A 21,113-nucleotide genomic window follows, 5' to 3' on the forward strand; every position below is an offset into this window, starting at 1 on the left:
CACCCGCCTCCTCGGCACTCCAACCCACTCTAAGGAGGCCGCCCCCGCCCCGCACGTCCGCCTCGGATGATCCCCCGCGTCACCCGAGGCGAACGGCAGCCCGGAGCCGCCCACTGAGGGTCTCGGTCCGGACGCGTTGAGTATAGTTGGCTGACAGCCAGTCAACGCAGGAGTTTCAGGATGTCCCCGCGCAGCCCTTCCGTCAATGAAGAGTTGCGGCGGCGTTCCCGCGAGCGGCTCCTGCAGGCGGCGGTGGAGCTGGTGAGCGAGCGGGGCTTCGAGGCGACGACGCTCGGCGACATCGCGGATCGCGCGGGATCGGCGCGCGGCCTTGTGTCGTACTACTTCCCCGGAAAACGCCAGCTCGTGCAGTCGGCCGTGCACCGGCTGATGCACCGCACGCTGGAGGAGGCGCTGGAGCGCGAGCCGCGTACCGAGGACGGCCGGGAGCGGATGGCGCGGGCCATCGACGCGATTCTGGGACTCGCCCGGGATCAGCCCGTGCTGATGCGCCAGCACATGGCGGGGATCCTCCAGCCCGAGGGATTCGTGCAGTGCCCGGATCAGCAGCGTCTCGCGCAGCTGCTCGGCGACACCGTCGCCCGCTACGGTTCGCCGGACGCCGCCGCCGACTATCCGATGCTGCGTGCCTTGCTGATGGGTGCGGTGTACGCGGCCCTGGTGCCGGGCGTCCCGATGCCGATCCCGACGCTGCGGGCCGAGCTGTTCAAGCGGTACCGCCTGGACTGGGAGTCGGGTGTCCCGCCGGACACCGAGGTGCCCGGCGGGACGTACGACACGGACCTGTCACGGTTCTTCGCGACCGGGCTGCGGACCGACGATGGGTCCGGTCCGCAGCCCGACGGCCAGTCCGACCGGCTGAACGGTCAGTCGAAGTAGTCCGGCTGCGTCTGCACGTTGAGCTCGCGCAGCTTGACGCGCTTCGCCGGGTCCGTGCGCCGGTCGCTGAGCTTCAGTACGTCGAAGCCCTTGGCGATGTCGTTCGAGTAGATGTAGCCGTTGTAGTAGTACGCCGACCAGGAGCCGCCGACCGAGAGCGTGCCGGTGCTCAGCGGGCCGCGCTCGAAGTAGGCGATCTCCTTCGGCTTGGCCGAGTTGGTGAAGTCCCAGACGGACACGCCACCCTGGTACCAGGCCTGGACCATGATGTCCTTGCCCTCGACGGGGATGATCGAGCCGTTGTGGGCGACGCAGTTCTCGGTGTCGGCCTGGTAGCGGGGGATCTTGTAGTAGCTCTTGAAGACGAGCTTGCGCTTGTCACCCTTGCCAACGATGTCGTAGATGCCGTCGGCGCCGCGGTTCGGACCGATGGCAGCGTTGCACGTGGCCGCGCCACCGCCGCCCAGCTCATCGGTGAACACCACCTTGTCGGCATCCTGGTTGAAGGTCGCCGAGTGCCAGAACGCGAAGTTCACGTTGTCCTGGACCCTGTCGATGACCTTGGGGTTCTCCGGATCCTTGATGGAGAAGAGGATGCCGTCGCCCATGCAGGCGCCCGCGGCCAGGTCCTTCGACGGCAGGACCGTGATGTCGTGGCAGCCGGTGGTCTTGGAGACGCCTGGGTTGGTGGGCGAGCCCGGGTTGCCGCCACCGTCCGTTCCCTCACCGGGGAAGAGGACGGGGAAGCCCACCACTGCCGCCTTCTCGGGGGCGCTGCGCGGCACCTTGATGACCGAGATGCCGTCGTGCGGCGGCTGGCAGTCGGGGAAGGTGGCGCTCGGCGAGTACGAGGAGACGTAGACGTAGACGTTCTTCTTCTCCGGCACCAGCGTGTGGGTGTGCGAGCCGCAGGCGGTCTCGACGGCGGCGACGTACTTGGGGTTCGCCTTGTCACTGATGTCGAAGATCTTCATGCCCTCCCACGACGACTTCTCGGTCGCGGGCTGCGAGGTGCTCGCGCACGAGTTGTCGCTGCGCGAGGAGTCGGTGGACAGGAAGAGCAGGTTGCCCGAGACGGAGATGTCGTTCTGCGAGCCCGGGCAGAGCACCTGCGCGACCGTCTTGGGCGCCTTCGGGTTCCTGATGTCGAAGATGCGGAAGCCGTCGTAGTTGCCGGCGAAGGCGTAGTTGCCCTGGAAGGCAAGGTCCGAATTGAAGTTGGGCAGAGCCTCCTTGGGGATGTTCACGAGGTGCTCGATGTTGTCCGAGGTGACGATCTCGTCCTGCCCGGGTATCTCGCCACTCGCTATGGCCGCCTCGGCGACGGCTGCGTCGCTCTGGGAGACCTTCTCCTGCACGGCGGGGCTGTCCCCGGGGTCGGGGGTCGCGGCTGCCGGTCCGGCGGTGAGCAGCGCGGCCAGGAGTCCGGCCGCGGTCAGTGCAACTCCCAGACGTCTGTGCCGCGTTCGGGGGTCTTTCAACAGGGTCACTGCTTCCTCCCTTGTAGCCGTTCGCAGTTGAACGGTTCACGCACACCCCGCAGTATCGTCTTCACCATGCACAGATCAACAGACGGCAACGCAGTCGTAATGAAAGTTTCTGATCACTCAGGTTCGCAAGCGTGCTAGGACGGTCATCAACACCCTTGAGGTGTCCGCCCATTCGTGTGCCGCAGGAGGTCGCTGTGCTCTTCCGCCGTCCGTCCCACACCTCCCTGGTCACAGCGTCGCTGGCGGTCGTGGTGCTGACATTGGGAGGGTGTGACTCCGGTTCCGAGGCCAAGTCCCCCACGAGCAGCGGGCCTTCGGTGATCGTGCCCGGCAAGCCCGGCGAGGCGGCCGAGACACTTTCCGCCGAGGACGCCGCGAAGCAGCGGACCGACGACGACACCCCCAACTCCGCGGACATCGCGTACGCGCAGAAGATGATCGAGCATCACACACAGGCGCTGGAAATGACGCAACTCGCCCCGAAACAGGCCGAGTCGAGCGCGGTGAAGGCGCTCGCCGAGCGGATCACGGCCGCACAGGGACCGGAGATCGCCACCATGGAGAGCTGGCTGAAGGCGAACGACGGCGAGAAGACCGCCACTGAGCATGCACACGAGGCGATGCCCGGAATGGCGACGGAGGCGCAGCTGAAGAAGTTGCGCGCAGCCAAGGGCAAGGCGTTCGACGAACTCTTCCTGAAGCTGATGATCACGCATCACGACGGGGCGATCACGATGGCGACGGATGTGAAGGCCCAGGGCAACAACATCCAGATCGAGGAAATGGCCGACGACGTGATCGCGCAGCAGACGAGCGAGATCAGCAGGATGCGCGACATGTCGTAGCCTCTGCGCCCTCGATGCCGCGCCCAACTACTGCGCCTGACCGTCGCCCCGCCTAGCGGCGCGTGTGACGAGGCGTCAGGAAACCGGCGTCGCGCGCCCCGGCGATCAGTTTGAGCGACCTGCGGCGACTGTGCCCGGTCGCGCACATCACCGCGAGCACCGGATCGCGGCCCTCGCCCTGAGCCGCGAGGTACTCCTCGGCGACGAGCCGACGGCCCTCGATGCCGCGCGGCCACGCGGGCCGGGCACGGCGCGACGGCCCTTCCTCGCTCAACGGTTCCTGCGAGGGCGCGGTCCGCGCGCCGCACGCCTCGAAGAGCGGTTCCTCGATCCATTCGGCGAGCAGGTCGAGATCGCCGAGGGACAGCGGCGGCTGGGTCCGTACGTCCTCGATCGAGACGTCACCCTCGGACACCACGGCGAGCACGTCGACCTGTGCGCCGTCGGCGAAGGCCAGCCGGACCTCGAACCAGGACGTGACACCTGCGCTCTCACGCACTTCCCACGCGGGCCGCACGGACACGGCACCGTCCGGACTGCAGCGGTCGGAGAGGTTGAGGCGATCGGACGGATTAAGGGAGGATGCTTCTAGCACATACGGAACGTAACCGCATGATCACATTCCATACGAACGGACACGCACGCTCGAGCCGCGCGCCGACCCTGTCAGCGGAGCACGGGTGGTGCGATCCTGGAACCATCAGCGATCTCCTCGGACTGTTCGGGTTTCGGATAAGGAGTTCCGCGTGCTGCGTGTCGCCGTCGTCGGCTCGGGTCCCAGCGGGGTCTACACCGCCCAGGGCCTCGTCCAGCAGAGTCAGGTTCCCGGGGTGCGGGTGGACGTACTGGACCGGCTGCCCTGCCCGTACGGCCTGGTGCGCTACGGCGTGGCCCCCGACCACGAGAAGATCAAGTCGCTCCAGAACAACCTCCGCGCCGTCCTGGAGGAAGAGCGGGTGCGGTTCCTGGGCGGCGTCCGGATCGGCCCGGACGGACTGCCGGCGGCCCGGCTGCGCGAGCTGTACCACGCGGTCGTCTACTGCGTGGGCGCCGCCACCGACCGCCACCTCGGAGTGCCGGGCGAGGAGCTGCCCGGCAGCTGGTCGGCGACCGAGTTCGTGTCCTGGTACAGCGCGCACCCCGACTCCGTGGCCGACGGCTTCGTGCTCGGCGCACGGTCGGCCGTGGTCATCGGCGTCGGGAACGTGGCCGTCGACGTGACCCGGATCCTGGCCCGCGGCGCGGCCGAGCTGAGCCCCACCGACATGCCGCAGACGGCGCTCACCGCGCTGGCAGCGAGCGAGGTGACGGAGATCAGCATGGTGGGGCGGCGCGGACCGTCCCAGGCCCGCTTCACCACGAAGGAGCTGCGCGAGCTCGGCGCACTGCCGGACACCGAAGTGATCGTGGATCCCCGGGAGTTGGAGCTCGATCCGCAGTACAACGAACCCGCCGGACTGCCGGCCGCCAACCGCCGGAACGTGGAGGTGCTGCGGGGCTGGGCCGCCACGCCGCCGCACGGTGCCCCGCGCAGGATCCGGCTGCGCTTCTTCCTGCGCCCCGTGGAACTGCTCGCCGACGGTGGGAGCGACGGCGGAGAAGGCGACGGCAGGCGCGTGGGTGCCGTGCGCTTCGAGCGGACGGTGCCGGACGGGCACGGCGGCGTCACGGGCACGGGGCGGTACGAGGACATCGACGCACAGTTGGTGCTGCGCTCGGTGGGCTATCGCGGAGTACCGCTGGACGGGCTGCCGTTCGACGCGGAGCACGGCACGGTGCCGCATCTCGCGGGGCGGGTCGTGCGGGACGGCGCGATCGCGCCGGGCGAGTACGTGGCGGGCTGGATCAAGCGCGGCCCGACCGGCGTCATCGGCACCAACCGGCCGTGCGCCAAGGAGACGGTGACCTCGCTGCTCGAGGACGCCGACGCGCTCGTACGACGGGAACTGCCCGAGGACCCGCTCGTGGCGCTGCGGGCGGAGGGACTGACGCCGGTGGAGTGGGCCGGATGGCAGGCGATCGAGCGGGCCGAGGCGGAGCTCGGGGCCTCGCTCGGGCGGGGCGTGGTCAAGCTGCCGGACTGGACGTCGCTGCTCGATGCGGCACGGACCGCGAGGTCCTAGCGGAGCGCAGGCGGGGATCGTGACTGGGGCGCGGGCGGGGACCGTAGCGGGGTCGCAGGCCGGGGTCGTAGCAGAGTCGGTGGCAAGTCCGTGGGTATGACACACATCGGCAACAAGCCAGAAATCAACAAACTGTTCAAGTCACCTACGGTCTGGTGCTGCCCCCCGCGTCCCCGCCCGCTCCTGGAGTGCTCATGGCAACCACCACACCCGTGCATCCCGTCGACGAGGTCCCACCCGTACGCCAGTTGGCCGCCTTCGGGCTCCAGCACGTGCTCGCGATGTACGCGGGGGCGGTGGCGGTTCCGCTGATCGTGGGCGGGGCGATGAAGCTGTCGCCCGCCGACCTGGCGTATCTGATCACCGCGGATCTCCTGGTGTGCGGGATCGCGACACTGATCCAGTGCGTGGGTTTCTGGCGCTTCGGGGTGCGGCTGCCGATCATGCAGGGCTGCACCTTCGCGGCGGTCTCGCCGATGGTGCTCATCGGGACGACCGGCGGCGGACTGCCCGCGATCTACGGGTCGGTGATCGTCGCGGGCCTCGCGATCGTGCTGCTGGCACCGGTGTTCGGGAGGCTGCTCCGCTTCTTCCCGCCGCTCGTCACGGGCACGGTGATCCTGATCATCGGGGTCTCGCTACTGCCGGTCGCGGGCAACTGGGCGGCCGGTGGCGCGGGCGCGGCGGACTTCGGCGAGCCGAAGAACCTGGCGCTCGCGGGCTTCGTACTGGCCGTGGTGCTGGGTGTGCAGCGGTTCGCGCCGGCCTTCCTGAGCCGGATCGCGGTGCTGATCGGTATCGCGGTGGGTCTCGCGGTCGCGGTGCCGTTCGGGTTCACGGACTTCGGCGGGGTCGGAGACTCCGACTGGGTCGGGATCAGCACGCCGTTCCACTTCGGGGCGCCCACCTTCCACGCCTCGGCGATCATCTCGATGCTGGTCGTGGCGCTGGTGACGATGACCGAGACCACGGGTGACCTCATCGCGGTCGGCGAGATGACCGACCGGAAGATCGAGCGGAAGTCGCTCGCCGACGGTCTGCGGGCCGACGGCCTCTCGACCGTCCTCGGCGGGGTGTTCAACACCTTCCCCTACACGGCGTACGCGCAGAACGTGGGCCTCGTCGGCATGACCCGGGTCCGCAGCCGCTGGGTGGTCGCCGCCGCGGGCGGAATGCTCGTGCTGCTCGGTCTGCTGCCGAAGCTGGGCGCGGTGGTCGCGGCGATACCGGCGCCGGTGCTCGGCGGCGCGGGTCTGGTGATGTTCGGGACGGTCGCCGCGAGCGGTCTGCGGACGCTGGCCCAGGTGGACTTCAAGGACAACCACAACCTGACCGTCGTGGCCGTTTCGGTGGCCATCGGCGTGCTGCCGGTCGGAGTGCCGACGGTGTACGAGAAGTTCCCGGACTGGTTCCAGACGGTGATGAACAGCGGGATCAGCGCGGGGTGCCTGACGGCGATCGTCCTCAATCTGCTCTTCAACCACCTGCCGAGCAAGGCCGGTTCGCCCGCTCCCGCCACCGAACCGGAGGCCGCTTCAGCCGGCGCCTAGGCCCTGGACAACCGGTCGGCCTGCCGCATGGCCGCGGCGAGGACGCTGTCCAGGAGTCCCGGGAACAGGTCGTCCAGGTCGTCCCGGCGCAGGCCGTTCATCTTGGCCGTCCCCCGGTAGACCTGCCGGATCACCCCGCTCTCGCGGAGCACCCGGAAGTGGTGCGTGGTCGTGGACTTGGTGACGGGCAGGTCGAAGTGCGAACAGGAGAGCTCGTCGCCGTCGGCGGCGAGCTCTCGCACGACCTGGAGCCGCATGGGGTCGGAGAGCGCGTGCAGCACCGACTCCAGCCGGATCTCCTCGCGCGCGGGGTGCGGCAGGTCGCGACTGCTGGGGGCGGGGGCGGCGGTCGTCACGGCGACTCCACATCGTCGGGGACCCTCATTGTACGAGACCTCTCGTAGTTTGACATCCACCGTACTACGATGCCTATCGTACGAGGCGTACACCGGCCCCGCGACGAATGGAGTCCGCCGTGAGCGCGCTCTTCCAGCCCTTCACCCTGCGCGATGTCACCACCCCCAACCGGGTGTGGATGCCCCCGATGTGCCAGTACTCGGCCGCACCGGAGGGGCCGTCGACGGGCGCCCCGAACGACTGGCACTTCGCTCACTACGCGGCCCGCGCCACCGGCGGGACCGGCCTGATCATCGTCGAGGCCACCGCCGTCTCCCCCGAGGGCCGCATCAGCCCGTACGACCTCGGCATCTGGAACGACACCCAGGTCGAGGCGTTCCGCCGCATCACCCGCTTCCTGGCGAGCCACGGCACCGTTCCCGCGATCCAGCTCGCCCACGCCGGCCGCAAGGCATCGACCGAGCGGCCCTGGAAGGGCGGCGCGCCGGTCGGCCCGGACGAGCACGGCTGGCAGCCGCTCGGCCCGAGCCCGCTCCCCTTCGCCGCCGGCCACCCGGTGCCGACCGAGCTGACCGTCGCCGAGATCCGGGAGATCGTCGGGCAGTTCGCCGACGCGGCCCGGCGCGCGCTGGAGGCCGGTTTCGAGATCGCCGAGATCCACGGCGCCCATGGCTACCTCATCAACGAGTTCCTCTCCCCGCACTCCAACCACCGCACCGACGCCTACGGCGGCTCGTACGAGAACCGCACCCGCCTGGCCCTCGAAGTCGTCGACGCCGTACGCGAGGTGTGGCCCGACGACAAGCCGCTCTTCTTCCGCATCTCCGCCACCGACTGGCTGGAGGCGGACGGCTGGACCGCGGACGACACCGTCCGCTTCGCCGCCCAGCTCAAGGAACACGGCGTGGACCTGCTGGACGTCTCGACGGGCGGCAACGCTTCCGGTGTACGCATCCCGGTCGGGCCCGGCTACCAAGTCCCCTTCGCCGCCCGGGTGAAGGCGAAGACGCCGCTGTCCGTAGCCGCCGTCGGCCTCATCACCGACGTCGAACAGGCCGAGAAGATCCTCGCCAACGACGAGGCGGACGCAGTGCTGTTGGGCCGCGAACTGCTCCGCAACCCGTCCTTCGCCCGTCTCGCAGCCCGCGAACTCGGGGCCGAGGTGCATGTGCCGGACCAGTACCACCGGTCCGTCTGACGGGACGGGCCCGGCTCCCTCACCCGCGAAACCCGTTGCCAGTGCTCTGACCGCATAGACACCTCAGGGTCCCAACTCGTCAAGCTGTGGCCGTCAGTCCGCTGTGTAACCTGTCGATCTGCTCGAGCGGGATAAGGGTGGGACGTGGAGACGTTGGTCGAGGAGGCCGTCGCGGAGGCGCTTCGTGACGGTGGCGGCGAGGCGATTCGCCTGTATGTCTCCGCCTGCACCGAACGCATGGCGCCACTGTTCGTGGGCCTGCGGGCGGGCGCGCCGGGGCGGGAAGCCGACCTGGACTTCTATGCGGAGTCCGTGCGTGATCTCTGGCATGCCGACCGGCCGCTCGCCGGCGCCGCCGAGCGCGTACGCCTGCTGGAGCGGTTCCCGGAGTTTCAGCCGGACGAGGAGGGGATCACTGATGTCGCCGACACCTACGCCTTCTTCGCTGTCCTCTGCCTGCGGTACGCCCTGCTGGCCCACGGCTCAGGAAGTGCTGATGACGCGGTGTCCTGCGGCCATGCGGCGCTCACCTCGATGGGGATGCTGGACCGGAACGTGGTGGGTGCCAGCCTTCTCGCCGAGGAACAACGGCTCCAGTCCCTCTCGCTGAGCGGTGACGCCTCATGCCTGTGGAACGCGAGCGTCACGGCCGGGCGGGAGAGGTTCCGTGTTGTGCTGGACCGGCTGCCCCGTTAGGCATGCTTCCGATCGCTGCCGGTGAGCCCACCTCGTCGGGTGGAGCTGGGAAGGCCAGTGCCTCGCCATATCGATGGCTCTGTTGGAGGCAGTGGTAGAGCTGGCCGATCATGCGGTTGAAGAGGTTGCGCTGGGCGGCGGCGTGCCAGTCTGCGTGGTTGTTGCGACGGCGCCGGTAGTGGGCTTCAGCGCCTGGTGAGGCGGTGATCGCGGAGAAGGCCCAGAGCTAACCGTCGTGGTTGAGCCGGTCGTTCTTCACCCAGCGCCGGGTGATAGATGACTTCTTGCCGGAAGCTCGGGTGACGGGCGAGGAGCCGGCATACGCCTTGAGGCCTCGGGCGTCGGCGAACCGTGTGCGGTCGTCGCCGATCTCGGCGAGCACCCGGGCACCGAGCTGAGGGATCGACTTTGGTCTGCACAAGGTCCTCCGCGGCCACGGCGGCGACGAGGTTGATCTCTGCGCCGGGATTGAGCCAGATCGTCCTGACGGCTAGGGCCCGTCGGTGCGCAGGACCAGGGCGAGCAGGCCCGGGAAGCGGGTGTCGAACTCCTCGCGGCGGAGGCGGTTGACGCGCTTGGGACCCTCGTCGCGCTGCTCGACGAGGCCTGCGCCGCGCAGGACGGTGAAGTGGTGGCTGAGGGCCGCCTTGCCGACGGGCACGTCGAAGCTTCCGCAGCTGCGGGTCCACACCGCTGATCCCGCCAACTCCCGTACGAGCGTGATGCGTACGGGATCGGCGAGCGCGGCGAGAGCGGTCAGGATCGGGACCTCGTCGGGGTGGGTGTGCTCGGGTGCCGCCCGATGACTGGTGCGCTCCGACACGCCCGCCTCCTCCGCCACTACTTGCCGAGTGTTCGATGAAAACCATACACTCCCGAGTGTTCGCTTTCGGTTGAACAGTCAGAGCGGTTGAACACTCACGAGGGGTGTGCCATGCGTGCGATCCAGTTCCAGGAGTACGGCGGTCCCGAGGTCCTGGAGGTCGTCGAGGCGGAGGTCCCGGAACCCGGTCCTGGCCAGGTGAGCATTGATGTCGCCTACGTCGGCGTGAACTTCGCCGACCTGAAGGCACGCTCGGAGGGCTACCGAGTACCAAGCCTCCCCTTCCGTCCGGGACTTGAGGTCTCGGGCCGGGTGAGGGAGCTCGGCACCGGTGTCCAGGGGCTGCGGGTGGGCCAGGAGGTCGCCGCCCTGACGGCCGACGGCGCATACGCGGAGGTGGCCGTGGCCGACGCCGTCACCGTCTTCCCGCTGCCCGACGGAGTGGACCTGCGCACCGGCGCCACCCTGCCGACCGTGCTGCCCACGGCGTACGCGCTCGTGCACAGCGTGGGACGGCTGCAACCCGGCGAGACAGTGCTCGTGCAGGGCGCGGCGGGCGGAGTGGGCACCGTGGCCGGGCAGTTGGCGAAGGCGGCGGGGGCCGGGGCCGTGTACGGAGTCGTGTCGGGCGCCGCCAAGGCCAAGTTCGCGCTGGAGTACGGCTATGACGAGGTCTTCGTCAGCTCCTCCACCTCCTTCGTGGACGAGGTACGGGACGCGACCGGCGGTCGCGGGGTGGACCTGGCCCTGGACCCGGTCGGCGGCGAGACCCTGCGGGGCAGCCTCGCGTCCCTCGCCCCCTTCGGCCGCCTGGTCTCCTTCGGCAACGCGAGCTCGGCGCAGCCGTGGCAGGTGGGACAGCCGGAGCTCTACCCCACCGCGCTGTCCGTCGCCGGGTTCTCCATCCTCACCTTGGCGCAGACGGCGCCGGACGAGCTGCGCACGATCGCCGAGCGGGCGTTCCGGACGGTGGTCGACGGGGTGGCGTCGCTGCCGGTGACAGCGGAGTTCGGGCTGGCGGAGGCGGGCGAGGCCCATCGGCTGATGGGGGCGCGGACAAGCACGGGGAAGCTGTTGCTGAGGGTGGCGGGTGGGTGACATGAGCGTTGGCCGCGTCACCCACCCGCCACCTTCAGCAAATCCGGGGACGCGGCCCGCTGAAGCTCCTATAGATCGTCAAGGCGATCCGCGGAGTCCATAGGATGCGTTCGTGGCTCGGTTTGATGAGGTTAAGGCGACGTTCTGGGGCGAGGGCCTGTATGGGGTTCAGCCGCCGTTGGCCGACGCGGTCGTTCAGGATGCCGAGCATCGGCTCGGTGTCCGGCTGCCGGCGTCTTTGCTGGAGATCCTTCGGGTCCAGAATGGCGGCCTGGTGGCGGAGGTGTGGAACGCCTTCCCGACCGATGTGCCGACTTCGTGGAGCGAGAATCATGTTCCGCTCGACGACATGATGGGCATCGGTCGTCACGACGGCCGGCTGTCATTGCTGGACTCGCCCTACTTGGTTGAGGAGTGGGGTCTTCCGTCTCCTCTGGTTCTGCTCTCCGGTGATGGTCACTGCTGGATCGCTCTCGACTACCGGGCATGCGGAGAGCGCGGGGAGCCGTCCGTGACGTGGTTCGACGTGGACGGCAACACGGAGCTCCCGCTGGCCGCGGACTTCCGGACGTTCGTCGAGCGGCTGACCGCGGCCGCGTCGCTCGACCTCGACCTCGATGACGCTGACAGCAGTCGACCGGCATCATGATCCGGCTCCGGCCAAGCCTGCCGTGTTCAGGATGCCTGCGCTCCTGAGGCGCCTGTAGACCTCGCGGGCCACGAACCTCTTGAGGCTCCGAATGATGTCCTTGGTGGACATGCCCTCGGCCGTGCGTCTGGCGACGAAGTCCGGACGCTTCGGATCGAAGCCGGTCGGGGTTGTCTCCCCCGGTGATCAGCAGCTGACCGGGCGTCTCAGTACCCACCCCGGGCAAGACGAAGAGGCTGGGTGCCGCCCGGGGCACTGGCGGACCTTCCCCGGCCAGCTCTAGATGAATAAGTCCGACGTCTGATCTGGTGGTTCTTGAACTTCCCGTGCGGCGGTCTGTGATCATGGAAGGGCTGCGACGGAAGGAACTGCGCGTATGTCGTCCGGGTATGGCTTTCACCCGTTGTCACTCGGTGTGAGGTTCGTGCTGGAGCTGGTGGCTCTGGTGTGCTTCGGGCTCTGGGCATGGGTTGCCGTACCTGGTTCCCTGCGATACGTCTGCGTGGTTGCCGTTCCCCTGGTCGTGGCCGTGCTGTGGGGAGTCTTCGCCACCCCAGACGATGCATCCCGGTCCGGCAAGACGGTGATTGCGACACCTGGTCCGCTGCGGTTCCTGCTGGAACTGGCTGTGTTCTTCGGTGGTGCGGCGGCGTTGTACGCGGCGGGAACCCGCACTCTCGCCGTGATGCTCGCCGGGGTGCTGGTCGTGTACCACCTTCTGTCGTGGGACCGGGTCTTGTGGCTGGTCAAGCATTGAGTCCGCCCCAGCCGTATCAGGTTGGCGGTCCGTTCGGGAACACAGAGACGTTGTCCAAGATCGTTGCGTGACGAATGACCTGGACACTCTGCTGACCGCGCTGTACGTGAAGGTCGATGATGAGCTGGAAGCCAGCCGTTGGACGGGCAGGCCGCCGCAGCTGTCCGATGCCGAGCTGGTCACCCTCGCGGTCGCGCAGGCGCTGCTCGGCTTCCATTCCGAGACGCGCTGGTTGCGGTACGCGCACACGCACTTGGCCGCGATGTTCCCGTACCTGCCGCAGCAGTCCGGGTACAACAAGCGCCTCAAGGCGGCATTGCCACTGGTGAAGAAGGCGATACGGATGCTCGCTGTGGACACGGACTTCTGGTTCGACAACCAGTGGATCGTCGACTCGACACCAGTGCCGTGTGGGATGTCCCGGCCGACAGCGAAACGCTCGGAGATGGCGGGCTGGGCCGGATATGGGTATTGCGCGTCCCACTCCCGGTTCTTCTGGGGCCTACGCCTGTACCTGGTTTGCACGCCGGTTGGCATGCCGATCCTGTGGGCCCTTGCGAACCCGAAGATGGACGAGCGCGAAGTGTTGCAGTCCATGCTTGACGTCGAGGCCGGCCTGGTCACAGACAGGCCCGGACTCCTCCTGATCTCCGACAAGGGCTTCGCCTCCAAGGAGTTCAAGAACCATCTCGCGATGCGGGGCATCGAGCTGCTGAGGCCATCGTTCAAGCGGGAGAAGAAGCGCAAGGGCGAGAGACTGCTCAAGTCCGTACGTCAGCTGATTGAGTCTGTTAACGACACGCTCAAGGGACAGTTGGGCCTGGAACAGCACGGCGGCCGCACTCACGAGGGTGTTGCCGTCCGCGTCGCCCAGCGCATCCTCGCCATGGCCGCCGCGATCTGGCGCAACCACAAGACCGGAGCACCCATCATGCGCTCCCTCATCGCATTCGATCACTGAGCACATAGGACTTGCTCGTCTAGCGGTGGCCGTCAGCCTGTCCGGCAGGAGCGAGGTTGGGCCAGGGGTGCCCTGCTCTGTCCGATGCAGCGGACCTTGGAAGAGAGTCAATGACCTCCGCCAAGTGACGCTGCCTGACCATCCCGTCGCAGTGCCTTGAGTACAAGCAGTGCAGAAGTTGACGTTGACGCGACGAGAGCGACGCTACCGCTCCTGTCGGCGGCTCGTCGTTGTAGAGACAGGCGAGTTGGCCCGTTCGCGCCGCCGTGGCACGCCGTCCGCCGCCGTCACCGCCAGCGCGCCCAGCAGGGCGAGTGCGGCGGCCGGGGCCAGGACCGCCCAGGGGGCGCGTTCGGCGTACGGCTGGTTCTCGGCGAGGAGGAGGCCCCACTCAGGAGACGGGGGTTGGGCGCCCAGGCCGAGGAAGCCCAGGGCGGCGAGGGCCAGCGCGACGCCGGGGAGGCGGAGCAGGGCGTGGCGAGTCACGGGCGGCAGGACAGCGGGGAGGAGTTCGTGGCGGAGGAGGTGGAGTGGGCCGGCGCCAAGGGCTCGGGTGGCGAGCAGGTGTGTGGTGGCGCGCTCCTGGCGGAGGAGGGCTGAGGTGTGGGCGGCCAGCGGGGCCCAGGCGACCGTGGCCACGGCCAGTGCGGGCGTCGCCGGGCCGTTTCCGGCGGCCGCCGTGACGAGGAGCGCGACGAGGACGGACGGCAATGCGTTGACGGTGTCGACGAGCGGGCCGGAGAAGCGGGGCAGCAGGCCGAGCAGTACGCCGGTCAGCAGGGCGGCGGCGCTGATCGCGAGGGCGAGCGCGAGGGTGTCGAGCGCGCCGTGGGAGACGCGGGCGAGGATGTCGCGGCCCAGGGCGTCGGTGCCGAACGGGTGTGTCCAGGAGGGGGGTTGGAGGCGGGCCGCGGTGTCCAGGGCCAGCGGGTCGCGGGGCAGACCAAGTCCGATCACGCCGAGCAGAGTGACGGCGTAGAGGAGCGGTCCTCGCGTGGGCGTGGGCCTGTTCGTTGCCGCGCCGTGGAGCGAGGGCAGGGCGCCGTCCCGCAGTGCGGGCCCGATCAGGAGCCGGGCCCCGAGTCGGAGGAGCAGTCCGGCGGTGGCGGCGAGCAGGACGAGCGCCAGGGTTCCGGCCTGGAGGACGGGCAGATCCTGGGCGAGGGCGGCTTGGAGGGTGGTCCTGCCGAGCCCGGGGATGTCGAAGATCTGCTCCACGGCGACCGCGCCGCCGGTGAGGCCGACCACGAACAGCCCCAGGTTCGGAAGCAGACCCGGCACGCAACGGCGCAGCGACTGGCACGCGATGCTCCGGCCGCTCACCCCCCGCGCCGCGGCGGCCAGCGCCCAGGGTTCGGCGAAGGCGCCGGGCAGCAGGTCGGCGAGGAGGCGTCCGAGCACCGCCCCGGCGGGCAGGCCGAGCGAGAGCGCGGGCAGCACCATCCACTGCGGCCCGTACCAGCCGAGGGCGGGCAGCCAGCCGAGCTGTACGCCCACCACGGTGGCCAGCACCGACGCGGTCAGGAACTCGGGCAGCGCCGCCAGTAGCGCTGCGCCACCGCCACCGGACGGGCGTCCGGCGAGCCCGCCCCTCGATCCGCGCCACAGCGTGCGGGCGCACACCGCGCCCGCGGTGACGGCCGCGACCGCGAGCGCCCCGGACATCAGCAGCAGCGAGACGCCCAGCGCCTGCCCGACACCGGGCAGTACCTCGGCGCCGGAGATCCACGAACGGCCAGCGTCACCGTGCGGCAGTCCGCCCAGCCACTGCCCGAGCAGCCGCAACGGCCCGGCGTCCAGGCCGAGTTCGTCGCGTACGGCCGCCAACACCTCAGGCGTCGGTGTGCGTTCCGCCGACCGCGCCTTGAGCACGGTGAGCGCCGGATCGGTGCGCGACAGCCAGGGCAGCAGGCCGATTCCGCACAGCAGGAGTGCGGTGAGGGCGGTGCGCCAGAGCAGCACCGGGCCACCGCCGAGCAGTGTCTTCCTTGTCCGCACGGTGTCGTCAGGCGCGGGTGCCCGTGCCGACCAGGCGGCGCTCGTACGGGTCGAGCAGCACGCCCCGTACGGAGGGAGCGACGCCGGTGATGACGCGCTGGTGGACGAGCGGGACGACCGCGTCGGTGCCGAGGATCTCGGCCTCCGCCGCCATCGCCGCGTCCTGCCGCTTCTCGGTGTCGCTCGCGCTCGCGGCGAGGTCCACGGCCTTGTCGACCTGCTTGTCGCACAGCAGCGCGAGGTTGTAGCCGCCGTCGCAGGTGTAGTCGCTCGCGAGGATCGAGACGGGGTCGCCGGTGTCGAGCATGGTGTTGCGGGCGGAGACGAACGCGTCGAACTTCCCGGCCAGTACGTCGCTTTCGAGGCGTGCGTACTCGCGCACCTCCAGCTTCACCTTGAAGCCGGCCTTCTCCAGCTGCTGCTTGAGCACCTGGGCGACCTCGGGCAGTTCGGGCCGGTTGTCGTAGGTGGCGAGGGTCACCGGGGTGCCGTCGGGGTCCGCGGCCTTCGTTCGGTCGGCCGGGGTGACGCGCTTGCCCTCGGCCCAGGTCACGGCGGGGCCGAAGACACCGGCGCCGGGGTCGGCGTGTCCTTCGTAGACGCCGTCGGCGAGCACCGAGGTGTCGACCGCCGTACGCGCGGCGGCCCGCACCCGCGCGTCCTTGAACGGACCGGACTTGGTGTTGAGGTAAAGGCTCGTGGTGCGGGTCGTGGCCGTCTCGCGAGCGATGCCCCGGTCGAGGGAGGAGGCCTGGGAGACCGGAATCGCCTCGGCGAGATCGACCTCGCCGGTGCGCAGGGCGTTGGTGCGGGCCGTGCCGTCGGCGACGAACTTGGCGTCGATGCCTGAGGCTTGGGCGCGGCCTCCCCAGTAGTCGTCGAAGCGGTCGAGGGTGGCCGTCGTGGTGCCGGTGGTCGCGGTGAGTTCGAAGGGGCCGGTGGCGGTGCCGACCGGACTGACGGCGCCCTGCTTCCCGTACGCCTTGGTGGACAGTACGGCCAGGCCGGGGCCGGCCAGCCGCAGCGGCAGTACGGGGTCGGGGTCGGCCGTGGTGACCCGGACCAGGTCGTCGGCCGCGGACTTCGCGGTCAGTTCGACCCCGGTCAGCGCGGCGGGCACCACCTTCGCCTCGGCGGCGTGGGTGAGCGCGGCGGCGACGGCTGACGGGGTGACGTCGGTGCCGTCCTGGAAGGTCGCCTCGCGCAGGGTGAACAGCCAACTGCGGTCGTTCTCGCGGGTCCAGGACTCCGCGAGCGCGGGTATCGCGGTGCCGTTGGCGTCCAGCGCGGTCAGGCCCTCGGTGACGCCGAGCCGGCTGAGGATGGTGGCGTCGGCGCCGTGCGGGGAGAAGTTCTCGGCGGGCGGGAAGGCCAGCGCGACCCGCAGGCGGGTGCCGTCCGCGGAGTCCGACGACGCTGTTTCGCCGCCGGAGGTGGCGAAACAGCCGGAGAGAAGGGGGGCGAGCAGCAGTCCGGCGACGAGCCGACGGCGGGGGACGGAGCGCATGGTCCTCGTTCTTCACAGGGCGGAGGGCAGGTACGACTGGCAGGCTACATGAAAATGCTTTTCATGTAGCCGTGGGGATCTCGAAGTGGACGATCCCGTCGCCCCACCCCCGCTCCACACGCTCGTCCCACACGACCTTGCCCAGCGACCGCCAGAACGCCTCGGCGCCGGGTACGGCCGGGTCCGTGTGCAGGTACACCGCGCGATAGCCGCCGTCCGCGGCCGCGAAGTCGAGCAGCTCGGCGACCAGACGCCGGGCCAGGCCTCGCCGCCGGTGTTCGGGACGCACGTACACGCGTCGCAGCTGGGCGGTCTCGCCCGAGGGGTAACGCTCGGCGAGGTGGCGGGGGTTGGGGGGATGAGCCGGCCCCCGGGAGTCGAGCGCCGCCGTCGCGACGACCGTGCCGTCCCGCTCGTCGACCGCGACCAGCAGCACGTGCCGCGCGGGCGCCAGATAGGCGTCCCACGGGTCGATGATGTCGCCGTGCCAGCGCGGCACGTACCCCGTACCGAAGTCGCGGTAGACGGTGTCGAGCATCACGGCACGCGCGCCGTCCAGGTCGTCAGGGGTGGCCGCTCTTATGCAGTATTCACGCACCTGCGCATCATATGCATTAAGAGGTGTGCCCCGTCAGGAGCGCGCGGCCCAGCCAGTCCGAGTGGTTCCGCACGCCGGGCAGGGCGAAGAAGTAGCCGCCGCCGGTGGGGCTGATGTAGTCGACGAGCGGCTCGTCGATCAACCGCTCCTGGGTCGCCTCGAATTGGCGTACCACGTCCTGCTGGTAGCAGCAGAAGACCAGCCCCATGTCGAGGTTGCCGGCCTCGTCGACGCCCCGGTCGTAGTTGTAGCCGCGGCGCAGGATCCGGGTCGTATCGGCCTTCGCCGTACGGGGGTTGGCCAGCCGGATGTGGGCGTCGAGCGGGATCGCCTGGCCCTGCGGGTCCTTGGTGTAGTGCGGGATGTCCGTCTCACGTGCGCCGTCGAGCGGGGCTCCCGTGTCGCGGCGGCGGCCGATCATCTTCTCCTGCTCGGTGAGCGAGACCCGGTCCCAGAACTCCACCAGCATGCGGATGACACGGACGACCTGGTAGCTGCCGCCGACCGCCCAGCGCGGCTCGCCTGCGGTGTCGGTGACCCAGACCAGCTTGTCCATCTCGCGGGCGGAGGCGGTGTCGGGGTTGGCGATGCCGTCCTTGAAGCCGAGGAAGTTGCGCTGCGTGCCGGTCGGGCGGGACGGGTTCTGGAAGCCGTCGACGCGCCACTTGATCTGCATCGCACCGCGTGTGTGGCGGGCGATGTCGCGCAGGGCGTGCAGCACGGTGTCGGAGTTGGCGGCGCAGAGCTGGAGCAACAGGTCGCCGTGGCAGGCGGCGGCGTCGAGGTTGTCGTTGGGGAAGGTGCGCATCGGCTTGAGGTGGCGCGGCGTCCGATCGGCCAGCCCGTAACGGTCGTCGAAGAGCGAGGCGCCGACGCCCACCGTGACGGTGAGGTCGTCCGCGGGCAGGTCGGGACCGAGCAGGCCGCTGTCGGAGGGCGGTGCGCCGACGCCGAGGTCGTCGGGGGTACCGCCGGTGGTGAGGAAGCGGGCCCGTTCAGTCATCGTGCGCAGCAGGTCGGCGAGTTCGGCTCCGGTCTCGGCGATGACGTCAAAGGAGACGAAGGCGGCGGCCTTGGGCGCGGTGGTGGTGATTCCGGCCTGGTGGGCACCGTGGAACGCCACCTTGCCGCCGCCGGTCGCCGCCACGGCCGGGGTGGCTCCGCCGACCATCGCCGCCCCTGCGAGACCGGCGCCCGCGAGGGCTGCTCCTGCCGCGCCGACGCCGAGCGCGGACTTGGCGAACGTACGGCGGCCGAAGGGGCAGCCCCGCGCGGCTCGGTCCTGGTCCTGGCTCGGGTTGGTCATCGGGAGGTCCTCTCCTGCGGGCGCATGGGTCCCGGTGCTGCGGTGGTGACGGTCGACGCCGGCGGGGCGCTGCTCACGCGGCCTTGCGGATCTCCAGGAGGTCCGGGATCGGGGCGAGTTCCTCGAGCAACTGGCCGAGGTAGCCGTCGAGTCGCTGCCTGTCGACGGTGGACAGCCTGCCCAGCGGCGTCCAGGTGCCGTCCTTGCCGTGCTGGGCGAGGACCAGGCGCTCGGTGCGCCCCATCCAGGTGTCGACGTCGGAGGTGACCTCGGCGTCGCGCTTGTCGATCAACGGGCGGAGCAGGCTCAGCAGTTCGCGGGTGCCGTCGAGGTTGGCCTCGGTGGTCGCCAGTTCGGTGCCGCTGCCGTAGTCGGCGGAGCCGCTCAACTCGCGGTGCAGGGTGTTCTCCAGGATCTCGTGGGTGCGCAGCGGCAGGTCGCCGGGGTCGAAGTCCTCCTTCGGGAAGTCCTCGCGCAGGGCGGCGACATCGGAGCTGAGCCGCTTGGCGTAGGGCGCGAGGGCGGCGGCCGATTCGCCGTGCCACAGGCCGTACTCGATCCGGTGGAACCCGGTGAAGGCCGGTTCGTCGACCCCGCCCGCGAGTCCCGCCGTACGGCCGTTGATCTTCGCGTCCCAGTCGCCGAACGTGCCGTACGCGGCGCCGAGCGAGGCGTACTGCTCGTGTGCGGGCAGCCAGTCGCCGCGGGCCTTGCCGAGCTTCTTGGCGTCGATGTCGCGTTGCAGGGTGCGTGTCTTGGCCAGCAGGTCGGCCAGGCCCTGGTCGACGTACTTCCGGTAGGCGGCCAGCGGCGCGGCGAGGTCCTTCTCCGAGACCGGCAGTACGGCCTTGGTGGAGCCGCCGCTGACGGTGACGGCGGCCGAGGTGACCGCTTTCCCGCCGCTCGGGACACACCGCCAGGCGTACGAGCCGGTGCCGACGGTGGCGATCAGGGCGCGGGTGGTGCCGGGGGCGATGCCCTCGACCTCGCCGTAGACGGCGTTGCTGACCGGGTCGATGAGATAGATCTCCGAGGTACGACTGCCGCTGTTGCGTACCTGGAAGGTCTGGCGGCCCGGCTTCGGTGCGGTGAATCCCTTGCCGCAGTCGGCCGCCGAGACCTCGATGACGGGCGTGCCCGAGACGGGCTTTCCGTCGCTCACCGCTACGGCTACGCCGGCGACGAGGGCCGGGACGCAGACGAGGGCGGCGGGGAGGGTCCAGCGGGGGATGCGGTGGGGGGTCGGGGAGTGGGTGGGGCCGTCGGCCGTGGGGATGGCCTCCGGGGGCGCGGGGTTCGCCGGCGTGGGCTCCATCTGCGGTTGCGGCTTCGGCTTGGCGGAGGCGGTGCCTCGTACGCCCCGTACGCCCCGTACGCCCCGTACGAACAGTGTCATCACGACCGCCAAATAGGCGCCGTAGGCCGCGACCTGAAGCCAGGTCATCTGCGGGGTGAGGTTGAGCGTGCCCTGCACGACGGTGACGTACCAGGATCCGGGATCGAGGTGTGCCGACAGGTCGAAGGCATACGCCGTGCCGCCCGGCAGGACCCCGCCTTCTTGCAGGTCGCGCATCCCGTACCCGAGGACGCCCGCGGCGATGACGATCAGCACAGCGCCGGTGATCGTGAAGAACCGCGTCAGATTGATGTGCAGGGCCCGTCGGTACAGGCCCCAGCACAGGCCCGCGGCGATCAGCAGACCGGCCGCCGCACCGGTGAGCGGGCCGGACGAACTCCCCGCGGCCTGCGCCGTGGTCCACAGGAACAGCGCGGTCTCGAGCCCCTCGCGCCCGACGGCGAGGAACGAGGTGACGACGAGTACGCCCGCGCCCATGCCCAACGCGGCGGTGACCTTCTCCTTGATCTCGCCGGCGAAGGTCCGGGCCGAGCGCCGCATCCAGAACACCATGGCGGTGACGAACACGACCGCGATCAGACTGAGCGTGCCGCCGAACGCCTCCTGCGCCGTCCCGGACAGGTTCGCCGCGGTGAAGGTCAGAATCGCGCCGAAACTCATGGAGAGCCCGATGGCGGCGGCAACTCCCGTCCACACGTGCCGAAGCCGGGCTCGCTCGCCGGACCGCACGAGCGTGGCGACCAGCACCGAGACGATCAGTCCCGCTTCCAGGCCCTCACGCAGACCGATCAGAAAGCTGGGAAACGCGTCGTCCCACACCACAGGCCTCTCCACAGCAGCGAGTTCACGGCCGGACGGCCAGAAGCGGGCTTAGTGTAGGCATGCCTAAGTTAGACGCCA

19 protein-coding genes and 1 pseudogene are annotated in these 21,113 nt (G+C 69.8%); 10 read left to right on the plus strand and 10 right to left on the minus strand.

The window, feature by feature from the left end; genetic code table 11:
- Positions 1–180 precede the first annotated feature (180 nt).
- Positions 181–900 (plus strand): TetR/AcrR family transcriptional regulator, encoded by a 720-nt coding sequence (locus OG219_RS06485; RefSeq protein WP_266823779.1) that lies wholly within the window; start codon positions 181–183, stop codon positions 898–900.
- Here the strand turns inward: OG219_RS06485 and OG219_RS06490 are convergent.
- Positions 888–2,390, minus strand: a complete 1,503-nt coding sequence (locus OG219_RS06490; protein WP_266823781.1) for an LVIVD repeat-containing protein — start codon at positions 2,388–2,390, stop codon at positions 888–890. The genes OG219_RS06485 and OG219_RS06490 overlap by 13 nt on opposite strands.
- Before the next feature lie 194 nt (positions 2,391–2,584).
- Here OG219_RS06490 and OG219_RS06495 point away from each other — a divergent pair, with 194 nt between their 5' ends.
- The gene (locus OG219_RS06495) at positions 2,585–3,235 is read left to right on the plus strand and encodes a DUF305 domain-containing protein (protein WP_266823783.1); all 651 of its coding nucleotides are present in this window, start codon (positions 2,585–2,587) and stop codon (positions 3,233–3,235) included.
- 52 nt (positions 3,236–3,287) lie between these two features.
- Here OG219_RS06495 and OG219_RS06500 read toward each other — a convergent pair whose 3' ends face one another.
- A complete protein-coding gene (locus OG219_RS06500; RefSeq protein WP_266823785.1) occupies positions 3,288–3,758 on the minus strand; it encodes a DUF6214 family protein in 471 nt (156 codons plus the stop codon).
- A 223-nt stretch (positions 3,759–3,981) separates the two neighbouring features.
- Between OG219_RS06500 and OG219_RS06505 the strand changes: the two genes are divergently transcribed.
- Both OG219_RS06505 and OG219_RS06510 read left to right on the plus strand, forming a co-directional pair.
- A complete protein-coding gene (locus OG219_RS06505) occupies positions 3,982–5,358 on the plus strand; it encodes an FAD-dependent oxidoreductase (RefSeq protein ID WP_266823788.1) in 1,377 nt (458 codons plus the stop codon).
- Between the two features lie 194 nt (positions 5,359–5,552).
- Positions 5,553–6,908, plus strand: coding sequence for a nucleobase:cation symporter-2 family protein (locus tag OG219_RS06510; protein ID WP_266823790.1), 1,356 nt, complete (start codon positions 5,553–5,555; stop codon positions 6,906–6,908).
- Here the strand turns inward: OG219_RS06510 and OG219_RS06515 are convergent.
- On the minus strand, positions 6,905–7,264 hold the full coding sequence (locus tag OG219_RS06515) for a helix-turn-helix transcriptional regulator (RefSeq protein ID WP_266823792.1): 360 nt from the start codon (positions 7,262–7,264) through the stop codon (positions 6,905–6,907). The two genes, OG219_RS06510 and OG219_RS06515, sit on opposite strands and share 4 nt — an antisense overlap.
- A gap of 119 nt (positions 7,265–7,383) precedes the next feature.
- On the opposite strand from OG219_RS06515, the gene OG219_RS06520 reads away from it, so the two are divergent.
- Positions 7,384–8,463 carry an NADH:flavin oxidoreductase/NADH oxidase gene (locus OG219_RS06520; RefSeq protein ID WP_266823794.1) on the plus strand — a complete coding sequence of 360 codons (1,080 nt, stop codon included), beginning with the start codon at positions 7,384–7,386 and terminating at the stop codon, positions 8,461–8,463.
- 144 nt (positions 8,464–8,607) lie between these two features.
- Complete coding sequence (locus tag OG219_RS06525) at positions 8,608–9,159, plus strand: hypothetical protein (RefSeq protein ID WP_266823796.1); 552 nt, start codon at positions 8,608–8,610, stop codon at positions 9,157–9,159.
- Here OG219_RS06525 and OG219_RS06530 read toward each other — a convergent pair.
- Both OG219_RS06530 and OG219_RS06535 read right to left on the minus strand, forming a co-directional pair.
- A pseudogene (locus OG219_RS06530) lies at positions 9,107–9,553 on the minus strand (transposase); the annotation flags it as partial. The gene OG219_RS06525 and the pseudogene OG219_RS06530 sit on opposite strands and share 53 nt — an antisense overlap.
- A 96-nt stretch (positions 9,554–9,649) precedes the next feature.
- Entirely contained in the window at positions 9,650–9,982 is a 333-nt protein-coding gene (locus OG219_RS06535) for a helix-turn-helix transcriptional regulator (RefSeq protein WP_266823798.1), read from the minus strand.
- Positions 9,983–10,093: 111 nt separating this feature from the next.
- Between OG219_RS06535 and OG219_RS06540 the strand changes: the two genes are divergently transcribed.
- The 4 genes from OG219_RS06540 to OG219_RS06555 all read left to right on the plus strand — a co-directional run bounded on the left by OG219_RS06540 (position 10,094) and on the right by OG219_RS06555 (position 13,447).
- Positions 10,094–11,080: a zinc-binding dehydrogenase gene (locus tag OG219_RS06540; RefSeq protein WP_266823800.1), complete on the plus strand. Its 987-nt coding sequence runs from the start codon at positions 10,094–10,096 to the stop codon at positions 11,078–11,080.
- Between the two features lie 112 nt (positions 11,081–11,192).
- Complete coding sequence (locus tag OG219_RS06545; protein ID WP_266823802.1) at positions 11,193–11,729, plus strand: SMI1/KNR4 family protein; 537 nt, start codon at positions 11,193–11,195, stop codon at positions 11,727–11,729.
- 424 nt (positions 11,730–12,153) lie between these two features.
- Complete coding sequence (locus OG219_RS06550) at positions 12,154–12,486, plus strand: DUF2568 domain-containing protein (protein WP_266823804.1); 333 nt, start codon at positions 12,154–12,156, stop codon at positions 12,484–12,486.
- Positions 12,487–12,553: 67 nt separating this feature from the next.
- Positions 12,554–13,447: an IS982 family transposase gene (locus OG219_RS06555; protein WP_266823806.1), complete on the plus strand. Its 894-nt coding sequence runs from the start codon at positions 12,554–12,556 to the stop codon at positions 13,445–13,447.
- 204 nt (positions 13,448–13,651) lie between these two features.
- Here the strand turns inward: OG219_RS06555 and OG219_RS06560 are convergent, their stop codons facing one another.
- The 5 genes from OG219_RS06560 to efeU all read right to left on the minus strand — a co-directional run bounded on the left by OG219_RS06560 (position 13,652) and on the right by efeU (position 21,032).
- Positions 13,652–15,445, minus strand: a complete 1,794-nt coding sequence (locus OG219_RS06560) for an ABC transporter permease subunit (protein ID WP_266823808.1) — start codon at positions 15,443–15,445, stop codon at positions 13,652–13,654.
- A 7-nt stretch (positions 15,446–15,452) separates the two neighbouring features.
- Complete coding sequence (locus OG219_RS06565; protein WP_266823810.1) at positions 15,453–16,952, minus strand: ABC transporter substrate-binding protein; 1,500 nt, start codon at positions 16,950–16,952, stop codon at positions 15,453–15,455.
- Between the two features lie 61 nt (positions 16,953–17,013).
- Positions 17,014–17,550: a GNAT family N-acetyltransferase gene (locus tag OG219_RS06570; RefSeq protein ID WP_266823812.1), complete on the minus strand. Its 537-nt coding sequence runs from the start codon at positions 17,548–17,550 to the stop codon at positions 17,014–17,016.
- A gap of 16 nt (positions 17,551–17,566) precedes the next feature.
- On the minus strand, positions 17,567–18,856 hold the full coding sequence (gene efeB / locus OG219_RS06575; RefSeq protein ID WP_266823814.1) for an iron uptake transporter deferrochelatase/peroxidase subunit: 1,290 nt from the start codon (positions 18,854–18,856) through the stop codon (positions 17,567–17,569).
- Between the two features lie 73 nt (positions 18,857–18,929).
- On the minus strand, positions 18,930–21,032 hold the full coding sequence (gene efeU, locus OG219_RS06580; RefSeq protein ID WP_266836021.1) for an iron uptake transporter permease EfeU: 2,103 nt from the start codon (positions 21,030–21,032) through the stop codon (positions 18,930–18,932).
- Between the last annotated feature and the right edge of the window lie 81 nt (positions 21,033–21,113).

Origin of the sequence: Streptomyces sp. NBC_00038, from assembly GCF_026343635.1 — a bacterium.
GTDB lineage: Bacteria > Actinomycetota > Actinomycetes > Streptomycetales > Streptomycetaceae > Streptomyces.

What these genes read in the sequence shown, in the direction of transcription:
- OG219_RS06510 (WP_266823790.1), top strand. Translation starts at nt 5,553, where the DNA reads ATGGCAACCACCACACCCGTGCATCCCGTCGACGAGGTCCCACCCGTA.
- efeB (WP_266823814.1), bottom strand. Translation starts at nt 18,856, where the DNA reads ATGACCAACCCGAGCCAGGACCAGGACCGAGCCGCGCGGGGCTGCCCC.
- OG219_RS06540 (WP_266823800.1), top strand. Translation starts at nt 10,094, where the DNA reads ATGCGTGCGATCCAGTTCCAGGAGTACGGCGGTCCCGAGGTCCTGGAG.
- OG219_RS06485 (WP_266823779.1), top strand. Translation starts at nt 181, where the DNA reads ATGTCCCCGCGCAGCCCTTCCGTCAATGAAGAGTTGCGGCGGCGTTCC.
- OG219_RS06565 (WP_266823810.1), bottom strand. Translation starts at nt 16,952, where the DNA reads ATGCGCTCCGTCCCCCGCCGTCGGCTCGTCGCCGGACTGCTGCTCGCC.